We start from the raw sequence: 18,293 nt of genomic DNA on the forward strand, positions 1-18,293 counted from the left end.
TTAGGTGACGCTATGTGTCCGATCCGACGGAGTTGCACCGAAGGTAAGAGTGTGCATATGGGTGAGGTGGGGCTCGACCCGGAGGTACACCGGATCGAAGTGCTCGCCGTTCACCTCCGTGGGTCCCGCCCCGAAGCGGTCGCGCTGATCGCGGTCCGGGTGCACGATCTCCGCCGGGCCGGTGAACTGCACCGACCAGAGGTCCTCGGTGCCGTCGGGGGAAGGGGAGCTGAGGTTGTCCGCCCCGTAGGCCACGACGCTTCCGTCGCAGGAGGCGTGGAAGCCGAGGCCCCGGTGGATCCGCAGGACGACTCCGCCCTCGATCACCATGTGCCGTGCCACCGCGAGGAAGGGCAGGGCCCGCATGCTCAGGGCGAGACGGCCGAATGGCACGCTGCCGAGCAGGTCCATGGCGCGCAGCCGCTCCGCGGCGGCGGATGCGGCGTCACGGGTGCGTCCGGCCGGTGCCGGGACACCGGAGCCCGTCGTGGGGCAGGTGTCCGTACCGGAGGGGCGGGAGAAGAACATGGCTTCCACTGTCCGCCACAGGTAGGGACCGTGTAAGGGTCCGGGGCCCCGCGGCACAGGGACCAAAGTCCCTGCCCCACGGCCCGCTCCTCAGCGCTTCTCGGCCTGGAGCCTCGCGACGTACGCCGCGGCCTGCGACCGCCGCTCCATGCCCAGCTTGGACAGCAGGCTGGACACGTAGTTCTTGATGGTCTTCTCCGCGAGGTGCAGCCGCTCGCCGATCGCCCGGTTCGTCAGCCCCTCACCGATCAGGTCGAGGATCCTGCGCTCCTGTTCGGTCAGGCCGGAGAGCCGGTCGTCGCCCTTGGCCTCCTTGCCCTCCCTCAGCCGCTCCAGCACCCTGGCGGTGGCCGCCGGGTCCAGCAGGGACTTGCCGGCCGCGACGTCGCGCACCGCGCTGAGCAGTTCGTTCCCCCGGATGGCCTTCAGTACGTAGCCTGAGGCGCCTGCCATGATCGCGTCGAAGAGCGCCTCGTCATCGGCGTACGAGGTGAGCATCAGGCACTTGATGCTCTCGTCCCTGGAGCGGACCTCCCGGCACACCTCCACGCCGCTGCCGTCCGGCAGCCGGACGTCCAGGACGGCGACATCGGGCCTCGTCGCCGGGATGCGCGCGAGCGCGTCCGCCGCGGTGCCGGCCTCCCCGACGACCTCGATGCCTTCCTCGGCGGACAGCAGCTCGTGGACTCCCCGTCGGACGACTTCATGGTCATCGAGCAGGAATACCGTGATTTTTCCTTCTTCGCGCACATTCGAAGTCTCACACACTCCTTTCCCGTCCGCCCTTCCCTGGGGGTGGCGCCCGGGATAACGTGCCGTTGTTCCGGCCAGCTGTCGGGGCGTTACCGGTGCTGTGACCAGCGGGACTTCGCGATTTTTGCGATTTACTTGGAAATCCAAGCAAAATTGCAGGTCACAGGGTGTTTCGCAGTTATGCGAAGCACTGGGTAACGTGCTTATGACAGGACGCTCGCCGGGGCACCTGTACGTCTGTTCCGACCGAGCCGCACCCACCCCGTGCGCGGGTCCGGACGCAGGCGAGCCGCACTGGTTCCCGGCCATCCCGGGGGCCGGACCGACGGAGGAGCACGCACGTGACCGTGGAGAGCACTGCCGCGCGTAAACCGCGACGCAGCAGCAAGCGGACCAGCGCCGCGAAGGCGCCGGACAGTTCCGGCCCCCAGCTGGTGCAGCTGCTGACGCCCGAGGGCGAGCGGGTCGAGCACCCGGACTTCGAGATCGACCTCGGCGCCGAAGAGCTCCGGGGCCTCTACCGGGACATGGTCCTGACGCGTCGCTTCGACGCCGAGGCCACCGCGCTGCAGCGCCAGGGCGAGCTGGGCCTGTGGGCCTCACTGCTGGGCCAGGAGGCCGCGCAGATCGGTTCCGGCCGGGCGCTTCGTGACGACGACTACGTCTTCCCGACCTACCGGGAGCACGGCGTGGCCTGGTGCCGTGGCGTCGACCCGACGAACCTGCTCGGGATGTTCCGCGGTGTGAACCACGGCGGCTGGGACCCCAACTCCAACAACTTCCACCTCTACACGATCGTCATCGGCTCGCAGACCCTGCACGCCACCGGCTATGCCATGGGCGTGGCCAAGGACGGCGCGGACTCGGCCGTGATCGCGTACTTCGGTGACGGCGCGTCCAGCCAGGGTGACGTCGCGGAGGCGTTCACCTTCTCCGCCGTCTACAACGCCCCCGTGGTGTTCTTCTGCCAGAACAACCAGTGGGCGATCTCCGAGCCGACCGAGAAGCAGACCCGGGTCCCGCTCTACCAGCGCGCCCAGGGCTTCGGCTTCCCCGGGATCCGGGTCGACGGCAACGACGTCCTGGCCTGCCTGGCCGTGACCCGCCACGCGCTGGAGCGCGCCCGGCGGGGTGAGGGCCCGACACTGGTGGAGGCCTTCACCTACCGCATGGGCGCCCACACCACCTCCGACGACCCGACGAAGTACCGGGCGGACGAGGAGCGGGCGGCCTGGGAGGCCAAGGACCCGATCCTGCGGCTGCGCACCTACATGGAGAAGCAGGGTCTGGCCGACGCGGCGTACTTCACCGCGCTGGACGAGGAGAGCGAGACCCTCGGCAAGCGGGTGCGCGAGGCGGTACGGGCCATGCCCGACCCCGAGCCGCTGGCGATGTTCGACCACGCGTACGCCGACGGCAACCCGCTCGTCGACGAGGAGCGCGCCCAGTTCGCCGCCTACCAGGCATCGTTCGCCGAGGAGGGCAACTAGCCATGGCCACCGAGAAGATGTCCATCGCGAAGGCGCTCAACGAGTCGCTGCGCAAGGCTCTCGAGACCGACCCCAAGGTCCTCATCATGGGTGAGGACGTCGGCAAGCTCGGCGGGGTCTTCCGCATCACGGACGGGCTGCAGAAGGACTTCGGCGAGGACCGGGTCATCGACACCCCGCTCGCCGAGTCCGGGATCGTCGGTACGGCGATCGGTCTGGCCCTGCGCGGGTACCGCCCGGTGGTCGAGATCCAGTTCGACGGCTTCGTCTTCCCCGCGTACGACCAGATCGTGACGCAGCTGGCCAAGATGCACGCCCGGGCGCTCGGCAAGGTCAAGATGCCGGTCGTCGTCCGCATCCCCTACGGCGGCGGCATCGGTGCGGTCGAGCACCACAGCGAGTCCCCCGAGGCCCTGTTCGCCCATGTGGCGGGGCTGAAGGTCGTCTCGCCGTCCAACGCGAGCGACGCCTACTGGATGATGCAGCAGGCCGTCCAGAGCGACGATCCGATCATCTTCTTCGAGCCCAAGCGGCGCTACTGGGACAAGGGGGAGCTCGACACCGAGGCCATCCCCGGCCCGCTCCACAAGGCCGCCGTGGCCCGTGAGGGTTCCGATCTGACGCTCGCCGCCTACGGCCCGATGGTGAAGGTCTGCCTGGAGGCGGCCGCCGCGGCGCAGGAGGAGGGCAAGTCGGTCGAGGTCCTCGACCTGCGGTCGATGTCCCCCATCGACTTCGACGCCGTGCAGACCTCCGTGGAGAAGACCGGCCGGCTCGTGGTGGTCCACGAGGCGCCGGTGTTCTACGGCTCCGGGGCGGAGATCGCGGCCCGGATCACCGAGCGCTGCTTCTACCACCTCGAAGCCCCGGTGCTGAGGGTCGGCGGCTATCACGCGCCCTACCCGCCCGCCAGGATCGAGGACGAGTACCTGCCCGGGCTCGACAGGGTGCTCGACGCCGTCGACCGCTCGCTGGCGTACTGAGGAGAGGGCCGTGACGACGATGACCGAGACGTCCGCGCGTTTCCGTGAGTTCAAGATGCCCGACGTGGGCGAGGGGCTGACCGAGGCCGAGATCCTCAAGTGGTTCGTCCAGCCCGGTGACACCGTCACCGACGGCCAGGTGGTGTGCGAGGTCGAGACGGCCAAGGCCGCCGTCGAGCTGCCGATCCCCTTCGACGGGGTGGTGCACGAGCTGCGCTTCCCCGAGGGGGCGACCGTCGACGTCGGCCAGGTGATCATCGCGGTGGACGTGGCGCCCGGCAGCGGTGACGCCGCTCCGGCCGCCGCGGAACCCGCCGAGCCGCAGCCCGCGGCGGAGCCGGAGGCCGAGGAGCCCAAGGGCCGCCAGCCGGTCCTGGTGGGCTACGGCGTGGCCGAGACCTCCACCAAGCGCCGGGCGCGCAAGGGGGTCGTGATCCCCGGTCCGGCGGCTGCCGCCATCCAGGCGGAGATGAACGGGCACTCCGCCCCGGTGGCGCCCGAGACGCGTCCGCTGGCCAAACCGCCGGTGCGCAAGCTGGCGAAGGACCTGGGCATCGACCTGGCGACGGTGACCCCGACCGGAGAGGGCGGCGTCATCACCCGCGAGGACGTCCACGCGGCCGCCGCACCGGTGGCCGAGGAGGTCCCGGCGCAGCCCGGGGCTCCCGCCCTCGCCCCCGTGCCCGCCGCCGTGCCGGTGGACGCGGCCGGCCGTGAGACCCGCATCCCGGTGAAGGGTGTGCGCAAGGCGATCGCGCAGGCCATGGTCGGCAGCGCCTTCACCGCACCGCACGTCACGGAGTTCGTGACCCTCGACGTGACGCGCACGATGAAGCTCGTGGCGGAGCTCAAGGAGGACAAGGACATGGCGGGGGTGCGGGTCAACCCGCTCCTGATCATCGCCAAGGCCCTCCTGGTCGCGATCAAGCGCAACCCGGAGATCAACGCCACGTGGGACGAGGCCAACCAGGAGATCGTCCAGAAGCACTACGTCAACCTGGGCATCGCCGCGGCCACCCCGCGCGGGCTGATCGTGCCGAACATCAAGGACGCGCACGGGATGACCCTGCCCCAGCTCGGCGGGGCGCTGGGTGAGCTGGTCACCACGGCCAGGGAGGGCAAGACCTCCCCCGCCGCGATGGCCGGCGGCACGGTGACCATCACCAACGTCGGCGTCTTCGGCGTCGACACCGGTACGCCGATCCTCAACCCGGGCGAGTCCGCGATCCTCGCGGTCGGTGCGATCAAGCTCCAGCCCTGGGTCCACAAGGGCAAGGTCAAGCCCCGGCAGGTGACCACGCTCGCCCTCTCCTTCGACCACCGTCTGGTCGACGGCGAGCTCGGCTCCAAGGTGCTCGCGGATGTCGCCGCGATCCTCGAGCAGCCGAAGCGGCTGATCACCTGGGCCTGACAGGCCGTTCACCCGGTGGGCCCGCGCGGAGTGCGCGCGGGCCCACCGGCATGTCCGGGGCGTACGGCGAGCTCCGCGTACACGGTCCTGCCGACCGTGCGCGGCTCGACGCCCCAACGCTCGGCAAGATCCGCCACGATCATCAGCCCCCTGCCGTAGTACTCGTCCTCGCTGGCGAGCCAGCCGTGCAGCCGCTCACCGGGCGTTCACGGCCGGCCTCCGCGGACCTGGACCCGGCGGCCGGGGGAGGGGCGCAGGCCTCGCGCGTGCTCCCCCGACACCGCCGAGGGCCCTACTTCTTGAAGGCGTAGTCCAGGAGCTTCTTCGCGTCGGCGGTTCGGGTGGTCGCTGACGTCGAGGTCAGGACGGTCCCGACGACCGTCTTGCCGTTCCGGGTCGCGGCGAAGACGAGGCAGTACTTGGCGGACGGGCCGGAGCCGGTCTTCACGCCGGTCATGCCGCTGTAACTGCCCAGCATGGCATTGGTGTTGGACCACGACATGTAGCGGTAGCCGCCGTTCTTCGTGGTCACCTTCTGCTTGGTCGACTTCGTCTTCACGACCGCGCGGAAAGTGGAGTTCCGCATCGCGCTGCTCGCCAGCTTGGTGAGGTCGCGCGGCGTGGAGTAGTTGGAGCCGCCGCCGATGCCGTCGAACGAGTCGAAGTGGGTGTTCGTCAGGCCCAGGCTCTTGGCATCGGCGTTCATCTTGCCGATGAAGGACTTCACCCGGGCGGCCCGGGTCGATCCGCTGCCGAACTTGTCGGCCAGTGCGTACGCGGCGTCGCAGCCCGACGGCAGCATCAGCCCGTAGAGGAGCTGCCGGACGGTGACCTTGTCACCGACGATCAGGCGGGCCGACGAGGCGGTCTTCGAGACGATGTAGTCGCTGTAGGCCTTCTGGACGGTGACCTTGGCGTCGAGGTTCAGGTTCTTCTGTGCCAGCACCACCTTGGCCGTCATGATCTTCGTGGTGGAACCGGTGGACCGGCGGGTGTCCGCCGCCTTGCCGTAGAGGGCCTTCTTGGTGGCGTCGTTCATCACGAAACCGCCCTTGGCGGTGATCGTGGGTACCGGTGGGGCGGCGGCCGCCTGCGCCGTGGAGGCGAAGGCTCCCGTCGCGAGGACGGCTCCCGCCGTCAGGGCGACCGTCGCCGCGACGGAAGTGCGACGGGTGACCGTGGTGCCGAATTTCAAGGTAGACGCTCCAAAGTGTCCGGAAGGGCGGCGAGTGGGAGGCCTGCCCTGATGTGAGACGCGCGGGAGCGTCGAAGGGCTGCTCACCCGTGCGGGTGAATTCATGCCGGCCGAGTGTGAGGGAAGCGGGCTCGTGGAGTCCGGGCCCGGCTTCGGCGGCCTGGCGCATCCCGTATCCCGGACGCGCCAGCAGACGCACACATCTTGTATCTATGCTGTGTGCATGCCTGCAGCGCCCACCGCCTCACCCTCTGCCCCACCCACGGTCCGCAAGGCGGACCCCAAGCCCCCACCGGCAGCCGAGCGTGTCTACACCCACATCAAGGAGGCGGTTCTCGACCGCCGTTACGAGGGCGGCACGCTCCTGACCGAGGGCGATCTGGCGGAGGCCGTCGGGGTCTCCCGGACGCCGGTGCGCGAGGCCCTCCTCCGCCTGGAGGTCGAAGGGCTGATCAAGCTCTACCCGAAGAAGGGCGCCCTGGTGCTCGCGGTCTCCGCACAGGAGATCTCCGACGTGGTGGAAACCCGGCTGCTCGTCGAGGAGTTCGCCGCCCGCAAGGCCGTTCCCGCCCCGCCGCGGCTGATCGCCCGGCTCGAACAGCTCCTGGAGGAGCAGCGGGAGCTCGCAGAGGTCGGCGACCTGGCCGCGGTGTCCGTCAAGGACCGCTGCTTCCACGCCGAGATCGTGAAGAACGCCGGCAACGAGATCCTCTCGCGCCTCTACGACCAGCTCCGGGACCGGCAGCTCCGGATGGGGGTCGCCGTGATGGAGGCGCACCCCGACCGGATCGCCGCCAACCTCACCGAGCACGGTGAACTCCTCGACGCGATCAGGGCCGGCGACGCCGAAGGTGCCGCCCAGGTCGTACGCCGCCATGTCGGCCGGGTCAGGGTCCTGGTCCGGGGGGACGACCGATGACCTCCGCCGCACCCTCCCTCTCCCTGCCCGGTGACCCGCCCGGCGGCCGGCGGGCCGTCTGGATCTGGGGCATCGGTGTCGCCGTCTACTTCGTCGCCATCATCTTCCGCACGAGTCTGGGTGTCGCCGGACTGGACGCCGCCGACCGCTTCGACGTCAACGCCTCGGCCCTCTCGACGTTCTCGATCCTGCAACTGCTGGTCTACGCCGGCATGCAGATCCCCGTCGGTCTGATGGTCGACCGGCTCGGCACCAAGAAGGTCCTCACCCTCGGAGTGGTGCTCTTCACCGTGGGGCAGCTGGGCTTCGCCCTGTCCCCCTCCTACGGCACGGCGCTCGCCTCCCGGGCGCTGCTCGGCTGCGGTGACGCGATGACCTTCATCAGCGTCCTGCGGCTCGGGGCCCGGTGGTTCCCGGCCCGGCGTGGTCCGCTGATCAGCCAGGTGGCGGCGCTCTTCGGGATGGCGGGCAACCTCGTCTCGACGCTCTTCATCGCCCGCGCGCTGCACGGGCTCGGCTGGACCACGACCTTCGTCGGAAGTTCTTTCGCCGGCGTGGTGGTGCTCGTCCTGCTGCTGCTCTTCCTGAAGGACCATCCCGAAGGGCATGAACCGCCTCCCGCCGAGCACGCCGGAGCGGCCTACGTACGCAGGCAGATCGCCGCCGCCTGGCGGGAGCCCGGCACCCGGCTGGGCATGTGGGTGCACTTCACCACCCAGTTCCCCGGCATGGTCTTCCTGCTGCTGTGGGGGATGCCGTTCCTCGTGGAGGCGCAGGGCCTGAGCAGGGGCACCGCCGGTGAACTGCTCACCTTGGTGGTGCTGTCCAACATGGTGGTCGGCCTGGTCTACGGACAGGTCATCGCCCGCCACCACGCGGCACGCGCTCCGCTGGCCCTCGGTACGGTCGCGATGACCGCGCTGGTGTGGGCGAGCACCATCTTCTACCCCGGTGACCACGCGCCGATGTGGCTGCTCGTCACCCTGTGCGTGGCCCTCGGCTTCTGCGGTCCGGCGTCGATGATCGGCTTCGACTTCGGCCGGCCCGCCAATCCTCCGGAACGCCAGGGAACGGCTTCGGGGATCGTCAACATGGGCGGCTTCGTCGCCTCGATGACGACCTTGTTCGCGGTGGGCGTGCTGCTCGACGCGACCGGTGACAACTACCGCGTCGCGTTCGCCTCGGTCTTCGTCCTGGAGGCGATCGGCGTCACGCAGATCCTGCGGCTGTACGCCAGTGCCACGCACCGTGAGCGCGACCACCATGTCGTGAGCCGCGTGGAGGCCGTGCACGTCCCCGTGTGACCTGGGCGATCCCCCGCCGGCGAGCCCGTTCGAGGGCCGCCGGCGGACCTGCCCGTCGGGCGGGCGCTACGGGGTCACGGCGAAGTTGCGCAGGATCTCGGCGGCCAGTTCCTGGTCGCCCTCGATCTTGATGAGGTCCTCGACGGCCTGGACGCGCACCCGGCCGCAGGCCAGCCGGTAGTACGTCTCCCAGTCCATCGTGAGCGTCGCGGCCGGTCCCAGGGACGGCGAGCCGTCCACCGACCCGTGCCCGTCGGCGTCGACCCTGACCGTACGCAGGAACTCCAGCGGGCCGTGCACGTCGAAGACCACGGCCGAGTGCGGCGGTGCGGCCGCGTCCTTGGCGACCACCTTCGCCAGCCCCGCCAGCAGGGTGTCCCGGACGACCAGGGCGCCGGGGGAATCCAGGTTGCCGGGCTGTCCCAGTGTCGTCCGCAGGTCCTGCTCGTGGATCCAGACGTCGAAGGCCCGCATGTGCAGTGCCAGTTCCAGGGTCTGCTCGGCGCCGAGCGGTGCCCGCACCATCGTCTCGGGGGCGCGTGTCTCGTTGCGCAGCTGGCGCATGCGCCGGATGAGCGTGTACTCCAGCTCCGAGGTCATCTCCGGCGCGGTGTGGTGGCGCCGGACGTCGACCTGCATCTCCATGTAGCGCTGGTGGTCGTTCTGCACGTGGTAGAGGTCGCGCGGCAGGGTGTGGATCGGACGGGGGTCGCCGAGCTGTTCGCACTCCATGCCGATGACGTGCGAGACGATGTCGCGGACCGACCAGCCCGGGCAGGGCGTCCGGCGGTTCCACTCGGCGTCGGCGAGCGGCTTGACCAGCTCGGATATCGCCTCGATGGAGTGGGTCCAGGCATCGGCATAGGTCTGGAGGCTGGGATGGACGGTCACGGGACCCCTCGTGCGGTTCTGCGGTGCATGGGCTGGAGAGCAGGGGAGTGCCGGCGGGAGGGCCGGCACCGACGGTGCTGTCTGCGGGCTGCGTGGGAGGTTCGCTCGCTAAGTTACGCTGCGAGCAGGCACCCCGGCAGTGCTTTCGTGTGACGATCGTAGGCCCGTGTTGACGGCTCTCATGCCAGGACGGTGGTAGTGTGCGCGCCTCCCTCATCCAGATCGCAGTAAACCCGGATGAATCGGTCAATTCCCGTAGAGAACGCGTGGCTTCGCTGGTCGTGGACCAGCGCGGCGCAGACCTCGTGGTCCTGCCGGAACTCTGGCCCGTCGGCGCTTTCGCCTACACCGCGTTCGAGGAAGAGGCGGAGCCGCTGCACGGCCCCACCCACGAGATCATGGCGAAGGCGGCCGCCGAGGCCGGGGTCTGGCTGCATGCCGGGTCCTTCGTCGAGCGCGCCGAGGACGGCACCCTCTACAACACCTCGCTCGTCTTCTCCCCCGAGGGCGAGCGGGCCGCCTCCTACCGCAAGATCCACCGGTTCGGCTTCGACAAGGGCGAGGCGGTGATGATGGGAGCGGGCGAGGAGCTCGTCACCGTCGCCCTGCCGCAGACCACACTCGGCCTCGCCACCTGCTACGACCTCCGCTTCCCGGAACAGTTCCGGGGGCTGGTCGACGCGGGGGCGGAGACCTTGGTCGTCGCGGCCGGCTGGCCGGAGCGCCGGCGCTCGCACTGGACGCTGCTGGCCCAGGCCCGCGCGGTGGAGAACCAGGCGTACGTCCTGGCGGTCGGCTCCGCGGGGACCCACGCGGGAGTCGAGCAGGCGGGCCGCAGCATCGTCGTGGACCCGTGGGGTGAGGTGCTCGCCGAGGCCGGAGCAGGTGAGGAGGTGCTCACCGTGGAGTTCGACCCGGCGAAGGCCGCCACCACCCGTGAGCAGTTCCCGGCTCTCAAGGACCGCCGCCTGGGCCTCGCCCCGCGCCGACTGGCCTGAGTGCATCCTCGGGGCCCGGTTTCACGTGAAACCGGGCCGTGCGGGCCTCCGGCGAGGTCTCAGTCCTCGCGCTCCTTGTCCGCGAGGACGATCACGCAGACCGCCACCGCGATGAGCAGGGGTACGTCGGCGTCCTCACGCACGATGTCGACGCCGTAGGTGTCGCGGACGCTCAGCCAGCGCCGCGAGATCTGGGCCAGCAGCTCACCGTCGTACTCGATGGCGAACTCGCGGTCGAGGATCTTGCCACTGACGTCGAGTTCGGTCCCCTCCACCAGGGTCACCCGGTAGTGATTGCGCAGCAGCGAGAGACGCTTGCGCTTGACCTTGGCGAGCCCCTCGCCGTCCCGCTCGATGACCATCGTGTCGCGGAGGCTGACCAGCTTCTCCCGGACCTCGACCAGCACCCGGCCGTCGGTGTCCTTCAACTCGAAGGTGTCGCGCAGGCGCATGGCCTTGCCGTCCACGAGGAAGAGCTTGTGCCCGTCCGCGTCCTCGATCCAGTAGTCGTCGCCGATGCCGAAAAGGCGCTCACGCACGAGAAGTCTCATGGATCACAGGTTCCCCGACGCCCTGACGGAATGCGGGCAGGCGAGGTTGCTGTTGACTGGTGTCATGACAGCACGTGCACGTGTCCGCGCCCCCGAACTGATCGGCAAGGGCGGATGGCTCAATACAGGCGACCGGCAGTACACCCTTGCTGAGCTGCGGGGACGGATTGTCATTCTCGATTTCTGGACATTCTGCTGTGTGAACTGTCTGCATGTCCTCGACGAGCTGCGCGAGCTGGAGGAGAAGCACCGCGACACCGTGGTGATCATCGGTGTCCACTCGCCGAAGTTCGTCCATGAGGCGGACCACCAGGCCGTCGTGGACGCCGTCGAGCGGTACGAGGTGCACCACCCCGTCCTCGACGACCCCGAGCTGGCCACCTGGAAGCAGTACGCCGTCCGCGCCTGGCCGACGCTGGTCGTCGTGGACCCGGAGGGCTACGTCGTCGCCCAGCACGCCGGCGAGGGCCACGCCCACGCCATCGAGAAGCTGGTCGAGGAGCTGGAGGCCGAGCACGCGGCCAAGGGCACCCTGCGCCGCGGGGACGGCCCCTACGTGGCACCCGAGCCGGTCGCCACGCACCTGCGCTTCCCCGGGAAGGCACTGGTCCTGCCGGACGGCGGATTCCTGGTGTCGGACACCACCCGTCACCGCCTGGTGGAGCTGGAGCCGGACGGAGAAACGGTGCGGCGCCACTTCGGCGCCGGCGAGCGGGGGTTCGTGGACGGCTCCCCCGGCCAGGCCCGGTTCAGCGAACCCCAGGGCCTCGCCGTCCTGCCGGACGGACGGATCGCCGTCGCGGACACGGTGAACCACGCGATCCGGGCCCTCGACCTCGCGACGGGGGAGACGACGACGCTGGCCGGGACCGGCCGGCAGTGGTGGCAGGGCTCCGCGACCAGCGGCACCGCCACCGAGGTGGACCTGTCGTCGCCGTGGGACATCGCCTGGTTCGGCGACCGGCTGTGGATCGCGATGGCCGGTGTGCACCAGCTGTGGACCTACGACCTCGCCGAGGGCACCGTGCGGGTGGCCGCGGGCACGACCAACGAGGGTCTGGTCGACGGTCCCGGAGACGAGGCGTGGTTCGCGCAGCCCTCGGGGCTGGCCGCCGCGGGCGACCGCCTCTGGGTCGCCGACTCGGAGACCTCGGCGCTGCGCTACGTGGACGAGGCGGGAGAGGTGCACACCGCCGTCGGCACGGGCCTCTTCGACTTCGGGCACCGTGACGGCCCGGCCGGCCAGGCGCTCCTCCAGCACCCGCTGGGCGTCACCGCCCTCCCGGACGGATCGGTCGCCGTGAGCGACACCTACAACCACGCGCTGCGGCGGTACGACCCGGAGAGCGGCGAGGTCACCACGCTGGCCACGGATCTGCGGGAGCCGAGTGACGCGGTGCTGGTGGACGGCGATCTGGTCGTCGTCGAGTCCGCACGCCACCGGCTGACCAGGCTGCGGCTTCCGGAGGAGGCCGTGCGCGTCGCGGACCGGGCCCACCGCACGCAGCGGGCGGCCACCGAGGTGGCGGCCGGGACGCTGCGGTTGGACGTGGTCTTCCAGGCTCCCGCCGGGCAGAAGCTCGACACCCGTTACGGGCCGTCGACCCGGCTGCTGGTCTCCTCGACCCCGCCGGAGCTGCTGGCCGAGGGGGCGGGGCAGGGCACGGACCTGAGCCGTGACCTGGTCCTCGCGGACGGGGCCACGGAAGGGGTCCTGCACGTGTCCGCCATGGCGGCGTCCTGCGACGACGACCCGGAGAACGAGTACCCGGCCTGCCATGTCCACCAGCAGGACTGGGGCGTTCCCGTCACGGTCACCGCCACCGGGGCGTCCAGGCTTCCCCTGGTGCTGGCCGGGATGGACGAGCAGGCCTGACGGCCCGGGAAGTCTTCACCCCCGTCCGCCTGTCCGGCGGACGGGGGGCCTTACGGCGCGTCTACTGGTAGCGGCGCTCTTCCTCCGTGACCACCGTGGTGGTGGGCGGGACGACCATGCGCCGGCGACGCGCGATGCTCACGTAGACGAAGACCCCGACGAGGCCGACGAGCATCATGATCCAGCCGACCAGGTCGACGTTGACGGTGTCCATCTCCCAGTCCGTGGCGAACGCCAGAATCGCCCCGGCACCGATCAGGAGAATGCATCCTCCGAGTCCCATGATTTCCGCCTCCTCGACGGCCCGGTGACTCCGGGCCGGTGTACGGGGTCGCGTACCCGGCCCGGCAACAAGCATGTCCGGGAAGGCGGTTGGGATACCGGATCAGCCCGTGAGGAACGCCGCGAGGGAGTTGGCGAGGAGGTACGGGTCGTCGGCGCCGCAGAGTTCGCGGGCGCTGTGCATCGACAGGATCGCCACCCCGATGTCGACGGTCCGGATGCCGTGCCGGGCCGCGGTGATCGGGCCGATCGTGGTGCCGCACGGCATGGAGTTGTTGGAGACGAAGGTCTGCCACGGAACGTCGGCCTTCTCGCACGCGGCCGCGAAGACCGCGCGGCCGCCGCCGTCGGTCGCGTAACGCATGTTGACGTTGACCTTGAGGATCGGCCCGCCGTTGACCACCGGGTGGTGCGTCGGGTCGTGGCGCTCGGCGTAGTTGGGGTGGACCGCGTGGCCGGTGTCCGAGGAGAGGCAGACCGTCCCGGCGAAGGCGCGGGCCCGGTCCTCGTAGGAACCGCCGCGGGCGAACACGGAACGTTCGAGGACCGTGCCCAGCAGCGGGCCGTCCGCACCGGTGTCGGACTGGGAGCCGTTCTCCTCGTGGTCGAAGGCGGCCAGCACGGGGATGTACGGCAGCTCGCCGTCGGGCCGTGAGGCTACCGCGGCGAGTGCGGCCGTGCCCGCGTGCACCGAGAGCAGGTTGTCCATGCGCGGCCCGGCGAGCAGCTCGTTGTCCCGGCCGAGGTAGGAGGGGGCCTCGACGGGGTGCGGCATGAGGTCCCAGCCGGTGATCTCCGCGGCGTCGACGCCGGCTTCCCCGGCGACGAAGTCGATGAGGTCACCCTCCCGCACGTCACCGATCCCCCAGATCGGCTGCATGTGCTTCTGGCGGTCGAGCTTGAGGCCGTCGGGGTTGGCCGAGCGGTCGAGGTGCACGGCCAACTGGGGCACCCTGAGCAGCGGACGGTCGATGTTCACCAGCCGGTGGGTGCCGTCGCGCAGCGAGATGCGCCCGGCCAGCCCGAGGTCCCGGTCCAGCCAGGTGTTCAGCAGGGTCCCGCCGTAGACCTCGACGGCGACCTGCCGCCAGCCGTGGGCGCCGGTGTCGGGCAGCGGCTTGACCCGCAGGTTGGGCGAGTCGGTGTGTGCGCCCACGATCCGGAACGGAGTGTGCGCGCCCGCGCCCTCCGGCACGTACCAGGCCACGATCGCGCCGCCCCGCAGGACGTACTTCCCGCCCTTGGAGCCGTCCCACGCGTCCGTCTCCTCGACCTGCCGGAACCCGGCCTTCTCCAGCCTCGCGGCTGCGGTCGCCACGGCGTGGTACGGGGAAGGGGAGGCCATCAGGAAGGCCATCAGGTCGTCGGTGTGCCCGCGGTCGAAGCGGATGGGAGAGCTCATGCTCCTCACCTTAACGAGGACGATCCGTCCGCAATCCGCTGGTGGCCGTCCGTCCACCGGACGGTCCCGTGGTTCGCGGTCCGGACCGGGCGGGTACGACGGCGCCGCCACCCGGTTGTCCGGGTGGCGGCGCGGTGTGGTGCGAAGTGCGGAGCGGGCGACTAGAAGGCCGCCTCGTCCAGTTCCATCAGCGAGTTGTCGACGTTCTCGGCGAGCGCGCGCTCCCCGGAGACGCCCGGCAGGATGTTCGCGGCGAAGAACTTCGCGGCGGCGATCTTGCCCTGGTAGAAGGCGGCGTCCTTGGCGGAGGCGGTGCGCAGCTTCTCGGAGGCGACGACCGCGCCCTTGAGCAGGAGGTATCCGACGACGACGTCGCCGGACGCCATCAGGAGGCGGGTGGTGTTGAGGCCCACCTTGTAGATGTTCTTGACGTCCTCGCCGGTCGCGGTGAGGTCGGTGATCATCGTGCCGACGATCGCCTCGAGGTCCACCGCGGCCTTGGCGAGGTTGTCGAGCGAGCCGGACAGCTCCTCGTCGCCCTGTGCGCCCGCGAGGAACTTCTTGATCTCCTCGGACAGGGCGTTCAGCGAGGCGCCCTGGTCGCGGACGATCTTCCGGAAGAAGAAGTCCTGGCCCTGGATGGCCGTGGTGCCCTCGTACAGGGTGTCGATCTTGGCGTCACGGATGTACTGCTCGACCGGGTACTCCTGGAGGTAACCGGAGCCGCCGAAGGTCTGCAGCGACTGCGCGAGCTGCTCGTAGGACTTCTCGGAGCCGTAGCCCTTGACGATCGGCAGGAGGAGGTCGTTGAGGCCGTTGAGCGCCTTGGCGTCCTCGCCCGCGGCCTCCTTCACCTGGATCGCGTCCTGGACGGAGGCGGTGTAGAGGACGAGCGAGCGCATGCCCTCGGCGTACGCCTTCTGTGTCATGAGGGAGCGGCGCACGTCGGGGTGGTGGGTGATGGTGACCTTGGGGGCCGCCTTGTCCATGAACTGCGACAGGTCGGTGCCCTGGACCCGCTCCTTGGCGTACTCCAGCGCGTTGAGGTAGCCGGTGGAGAGCGCGGCGATGGCCTTCGTGCCGACCATCATGCGGGCGAACTCGATGATGCGGAACATCTGGCGGATGCCGTCGTGCTTGTCGCCGATCAGCCAGCCCTTGGCGGGGTGCTGGTCGCCGAAGGTCATCTCACAGGTGTTCGACGCCTTGAGACCCATCTTGTGCTCGACGTTCGTCGCGTACACGCCGTTGCGCTCGCCGAGCTCGCCGGTGTTCCAGTCGAAGTGGTACTTCGGGACCAGGAAGAGGGAGAGGCCCTTGGTGCCCGGTCCCGCACCCTCGGGGCGCGCCAGGACGTAGTGGAGGATGTTCTCGGACATGTCGTGCTCGCCCGAGGTGATGAAGCGCTTCACGCCCTCGATGTGCCAGGAGCCGTCCTCCTGCTCGACCGCCTTGGTGCGGCCGGCGCCCACGTCCGAACCGGCGTCCGGCTCGGTGAGCACCATCGTCGAGCCCCACTGCTTCTCGACGGCGATCTCGGCGACCTTCTTCTGCGCCTCGTTGCCCTCGTCGAAGAGGATGCCGGCGAACGCGGGGCCGGAGCTGTACATCCAGACCGCCGGGTTGGCGCCGAGCAGCAGCTCCGCGTAACCCCAGATCAGGGAGCGCGGGGAGGTGGTGCCGCCGATCTCCTCGGGCAGGCCGAGGCGCCAGTACTCGGAGTCCATGAACGCCTGGTAGGAGCTCTTGAAGGAGGCCGGGACGGGGGCGGTGTTCGTCTCGGGGTCGAAGACCGGCGGGTTGCGGTCGGCGTCGGCGTACGAGTCGGCGAGCTCGTTCTCCGCGAGGCGGGTGACCTCGTCGAGGATGCTCTTCGCGGTGTCGACGTCCATCTCCGCGAACGGGCCCGTGCCGTAGAGCTTGTCGCGCCCGAGGACCTCGAAGAGGTTGAACTCGATGTCGCGGAGGTTCGACTTGTAGTGCCCCATGGCAAGGCTCCGTAATCAATAGCAGTGGCGCGCAGCGCCCCGTGGAGGAGTGTGAGGTGCGGGCGACGGACGGTCGGCGCGGGTATATCACCTGACCCCTCCGATGATGCTACCCGTCAGTAATAAGATGCAACCCCCCGAGGCGCAGATGTGTCCGATTACTCTTTGCGGCATGTATGGCTACGACCAGAACCCGGGCGCGCAGCAGCAGATGGGTGGCGGCTACGGCGAGCAGCCGTTGTACCCCGAGCCCTCTCCGCCGTCCCTGGCCGACGCGGTACGGGCCTTCACGACCGGTTCGCTGGCCGCTGAGGACTTCCAGCAGATCTTCTCCACGGCGAAGGTCTACTGCCCGCGCGGTGACAACCCCGGCTTCCTGGCGCTCCACAACACCCAGCAGCCGGTGATCCCCATGTTCACCACGCTCAAGGAGCTCAGGAGGTACGCGGGCAAGGAGTCCAAGTACTTCGTGATCACCGGCGCGGAGGTGATCGATCTGCTGCCCACGGGCTACGGCTTCGTCCTGGACATGGAGGGCGATCACCGCATGGTGTTCGACGCCAAGGCCGTGGAGCAGATGGTGGACTTCGCGATGCGCCGCATGTACGGCTGACGGCCGCACCCGACATCCTGGGCCGAGGGCCCGCACCGGACCGGTGCGGGCCCTCGGTGCTGTCCGGATCCGGGGCGGGAATGGATGTCGCCTTGCAGGATGTTCACTGTTCAACTAAATTGGTCGCAGAAGACTTCCGGAGGTGGCTCCCATGCCCGCAGTGACCGTCGAGAACCCGCTGACCCTGCCGAAGGTCGCGGCACCGGCCGATGCCGTGGCCCGCCCCGTGCTCACCGTCACGACCGCGCCCAGCGGTTTCGAGGGCGAGGGCTTCCCGGTGCGGCGCGCCTTCGCCGGGATCAACTACCGGCACCTCGACCCGTTCATCATGATGGACCAGATGGGCGAGGTGGAGTACGCGCCGGGTGAACCGAAGGGAACGCCCTGGCACCCGCACCGGGGCTTCGAGACCGTCACGTACATCATCGACGGGACCTTCGACCACCAGGACTCCAACGGCGGCGGGGGCACCATCACCAACGGTGACACCCAGTGGATGACGGCCGGTTCGGGTCTGCTGCACATCGAGGCCCCGCCGGAGTCCCTCGTCATGTCGGGCGGTCTCTTCCACGGCCTCCAGCTGTGGGTGAACCTGCCGGCCAAGGACAAGATGATGGGCCCGCGCTACCAGGACATCCGGGGCGGCAGCGTGCAGCTGCTCACCTCGGCCGACGGCGGCGCGCTCCTCCGGGTCATCGCCGGTGAGCTGGACGGGCACCAGGGTCCGGGCATCACGCACACGCCCATCACCATGGTCCACGCGACGCTCGCGCCGGGTGCCGAGATCACCCTGCCGTGGCGCGAGGACTTCAACGGGCTGGCATACGTGCTGGCGGGCAAGGGTTCGGCCGGTGCCGAGCGCCGGCCGGTCCACGTCGGCCAGACCGCGGTCTTCGGGGCCGGTGGCGCGCTGACCGTCCGGGCGGACGAGAAGCAGGACTCCCACACGCCGGACCTGGAGGTCGTCCTCCTCGGCGGACAGCCCATCCGTGAGCCCATGGCGCACTACGGCCCGTTCGTCATGAACACCCGCGAGGAGCTGCAGCAGGCCTTCGAGGACTTCCAGAAGGGCCGGCTGGGCACGGTGCCCGCCGTGCACGGCATGTGAG

Annotated in this window: 17 protein-coding genes; 9 read left to right on the plus strand and 8 right to left on the minus strand. The window is 69.8% G+C overall.

Annotated features, from left to right (window positions below; translation table 11 throughout):
- Positions 1–528, minus strand: a complete 528-nt coding sequence (locus tag ACGFNN_RS19295) for a pyridoxamine 5'-phosphate oxidase family protein (RefSeq protein WP_393557312.1) — start codon at positions 526–528, stop codon at positions 1–3.
- Positions 529–618: 90 nt separating this feature from the next.
- The gene (locus ACGFNN_RS19300) at positions 619–1,278 is read right to left on the minus strand and encodes a response regulator transcription factor (RefSeq protein WP_362545141.1); all 660 of its coding nucleotides are present in this window, start codon (positions 1,276–1,278) and stop codon (positions 619–621) included.
- Between the two features lie 344 nt (positions 1,279–1,622).
- On the opposite strand from ACGFNN_RS19300, the gene pdhA reads away from it, so the two are divergent.
- Genes pdhA through ACGFNN_RS19315 form a run of 3 tightly spaced genes read left to right on the plus strand, consistent with a single transcriptional unit; the run spans position 1,623 to position 5,165 of the window.
- Entirely contained in the window at positions 1,623–2,771 is a 1,149-nt protein-coding gene (gene pdhA / locus ACGFNN_RS19305; protein ID WP_362673033.1) for a pyruvate dehydrogenase (acetyl-transferring) E1 component subunit alpha, read from the plus strand.
- 2 nt (positions 2,772–2,773) lie between these two features.
- Positions 2,774–3,754 carry an alpha-ketoacid dehydrogenase subunit beta gene (locus ACGFNN_RS19310; protein ID WP_362545135.1) on the plus strand — a complete coding sequence of 327 codons (981 nt, stop codon included), beginning with the start codon at positions 2,774–2,776 and terminating at the stop codon, positions 3,752–3,754.
- Between the two features lie 10 nt (positions 3,755–3,764).
- On the plus strand, positions 3,765–5,165 hold the full coding sequence (locus ACGFNN_RS19315) for a dihydrolipoamide acetyltransferase family protein (RefSeq protein WP_393557314.1): 1,401 nt from the start codon (positions 3,765–3,767) through the stop codon (positions 5,163–5,165).
- Positions 5,166–5,457: 292 nt separating this feature from the next.
- On the opposite strand, the gene ACGFNN_RS19320 is transcribed toward ACGFNN_RS19315, so the two are convergent.
- Positions 5,458–6,360: a D-alanyl-D-alanine carboxypeptidase family protein gene (locus ACGFNN_RS19320; RefSeq protein ID WP_393557315.1), complete on the minus strand. Its 903-nt coding sequence runs from the start codon at positions 6,358–6,360 to the stop codon at positions 5,458–5,460.
- A gap of 223 nt (positions 6,361–6,583) precedes the next feature.
- Here ACGFNN_RS19320 and ACGFNN_RS19325 point away from each other — a divergent pair, with 223 nt between their 5' ends.
- Both ACGFNN_RS19325 and ACGFNN_RS19330 read left to right on the plus strand, forming a co-directional pair.
- A complete protein-coding gene (locus tag ACGFNN_RS19325) occupies positions 6,584–7,279 on the plus strand; it encodes a GntR family transcriptional regulator (RefSeq protein ID WP_362545123.1) in 696 nt (231 codons plus the stop codon).
- Entirely contained in the window at positions 7,276–8,583 is a 1,308-nt protein-coding gene (locus ACGFNN_RS19330) for a nitrate/nitrite transporter (protein WP_393557316.1), read from the plus strand. The genes ACGFNN_RS19325 and ACGFNN_RS19330 overlap by 4 nt, the downstream gene beginning before the upstream one ends.
- Positions 8,584–8,649: 66 nt before the next feature.
- Here ACGFNN_RS19330 and ACGFNN_RS19335 read toward each other — a convergent pair whose 3' ends face one another.
- Positions 8,650–9,474 carry a maleylpyruvate isomerase family mycothiol-dependent enzyme gene (locus ACGFNN_RS19335; protein WP_393557317.1) on the minus strand — a complete coding sequence of 275 codons (825 nt, stop codon included), beginning with the start codon at positions 9,472–9,474 and terminating at the stop codon, positions 8,650–8,652.
- Between the two features lie 200 nt (positions 9,475–9,674).
- Between ACGFNN_RS19335 and ACGFNN_RS19340 the strand changes: the two genes are divergently transcribed.
- Positions 9,675–10,472 carry a carbon-nitrogen family hydrolase gene (locus ACGFNN_RS19340; RefSeq protein ID WP_393557318.1) on the plus strand — a complete coding sequence of 266 codons (798 nt, stop codon included), beginning with the start codon at positions 9,675–9,677 and terminating at the stop codon, positions 10,470–10,472.
- Between the two features lie 59 nt (positions 10,473–10,531).
- Here the strand turns inward: ACGFNN_RS19340 and ACGFNN_RS19345 are convergent, their stop codons facing one another.
- Positions 10,532–11,023, minus strand: a complete 492-nt coding sequence (locus tag ACGFNN_RS19345) for an LURP-one-related family protein (RefSeq protein WP_362545111.1) — start codon at positions 11,021–11,023, stop codon at positions 10,532–10,534.
- A 64-nt stretch (positions 11,024–11,087) separates the two neighbouring features.
- Between ACGFNN_RS19345 and ACGFNN_RS19350 the strand changes: the two genes are divergently transcribed.
- Positions 11,088–12,899 (plus strand): NHL domain-containing thioredoxin family protein, encoded by a 1,812-nt coding sequence (locus tag ACGFNN_RS19350; RefSeq protein WP_393557319.1) that lies wholly within the window; start codon positions 11,088–11,090, stop codon positions 12,897–12,899.
- A gap of 61 nt (positions 12,900–12,960) precedes the next feature.
- Here ACGFNN_RS19350 and ACGFNN_RS19355 read toward each other — a convergent pair whose 3' ends face one another.
- From ACGFNN_RS19355 to ACGFNN_RS19365, 3 genes are all read right to left on the minus strand, one after another.
- Positions 12,961–13,182: a DUF6458 family protein gene (locus ACGFNN_RS19355; protein WP_327116942.1), complete on the minus strand. Its 222-nt coding sequence runs from the start codon at positions 13,180–13,182 to the stop codon at positions 12,961–12,963.
- A gap of 102 nt (positions 13,183–13,284) precedes the next feature.
- Positions 13,285–14,583 carry a M18 family aminopeptidase gene (locus ACGFNN_RS19360; protein ID WP_362675486.1) on the minus strand — a complete coding sequence of 433 codons (1,299 nt, stop codon included), beginning with the start codon at positions 14,581–14,583 and terminating at the stop codon, positions 13,285–13,287.
- A 161-nt stretch (positions 14,584–14,744) separates the two neighbouring features.
- Positions 14,745–16,571, minus strand: coding sequence for an acyl-CoA dehydrogenase (locus ACGFNN_RS19365; protein WP_393557322.1), 1,827 nt, complete (start codon positions 16,569–16,571; stop codon positions 14,745–14,747).
- 172 nt (positions 16,572–16,743) lie between these two features.
- On the opposite strand from ACGFNN_RS19365, the gene ACGFNN_RS19370 reads away from it, so the two are divergent.
- Positions 16,744–17,184: an SseB family protein gene (locus ACGFNN_RS19370; RefSeq protein ID WP_362673482.1), complete on the plus strand. Its 441-nt coding sequence runs from the start codon at positions 16,744–16,746 to the stop codon at positions 17,182–17,184.
- Positions 17,185–17,335: 151 nt separating this feature from the next.
- A complete protein-coding gene (locus ACGFNN_RS19375) occupies positions 17,336–18,292 on the plus strand; it encodes a pirin family protein (RefSeq protein ID WP_393557324.1) in 957 nt (318 codons plus the stop codon).
- The last annotated feature ends 1 nt before the right edge of the window (position 18,293 follow it).

Origin of the sequence: Streptomyces sp. NPDC048590, assembly GCF_043199535.1 — a bacterium.
Taxonomy (GTDB): Bacteria; Actinomycetota; Actinomycetes; order Streptomycetales; family Streptomycetaceae; genus Streptomyces.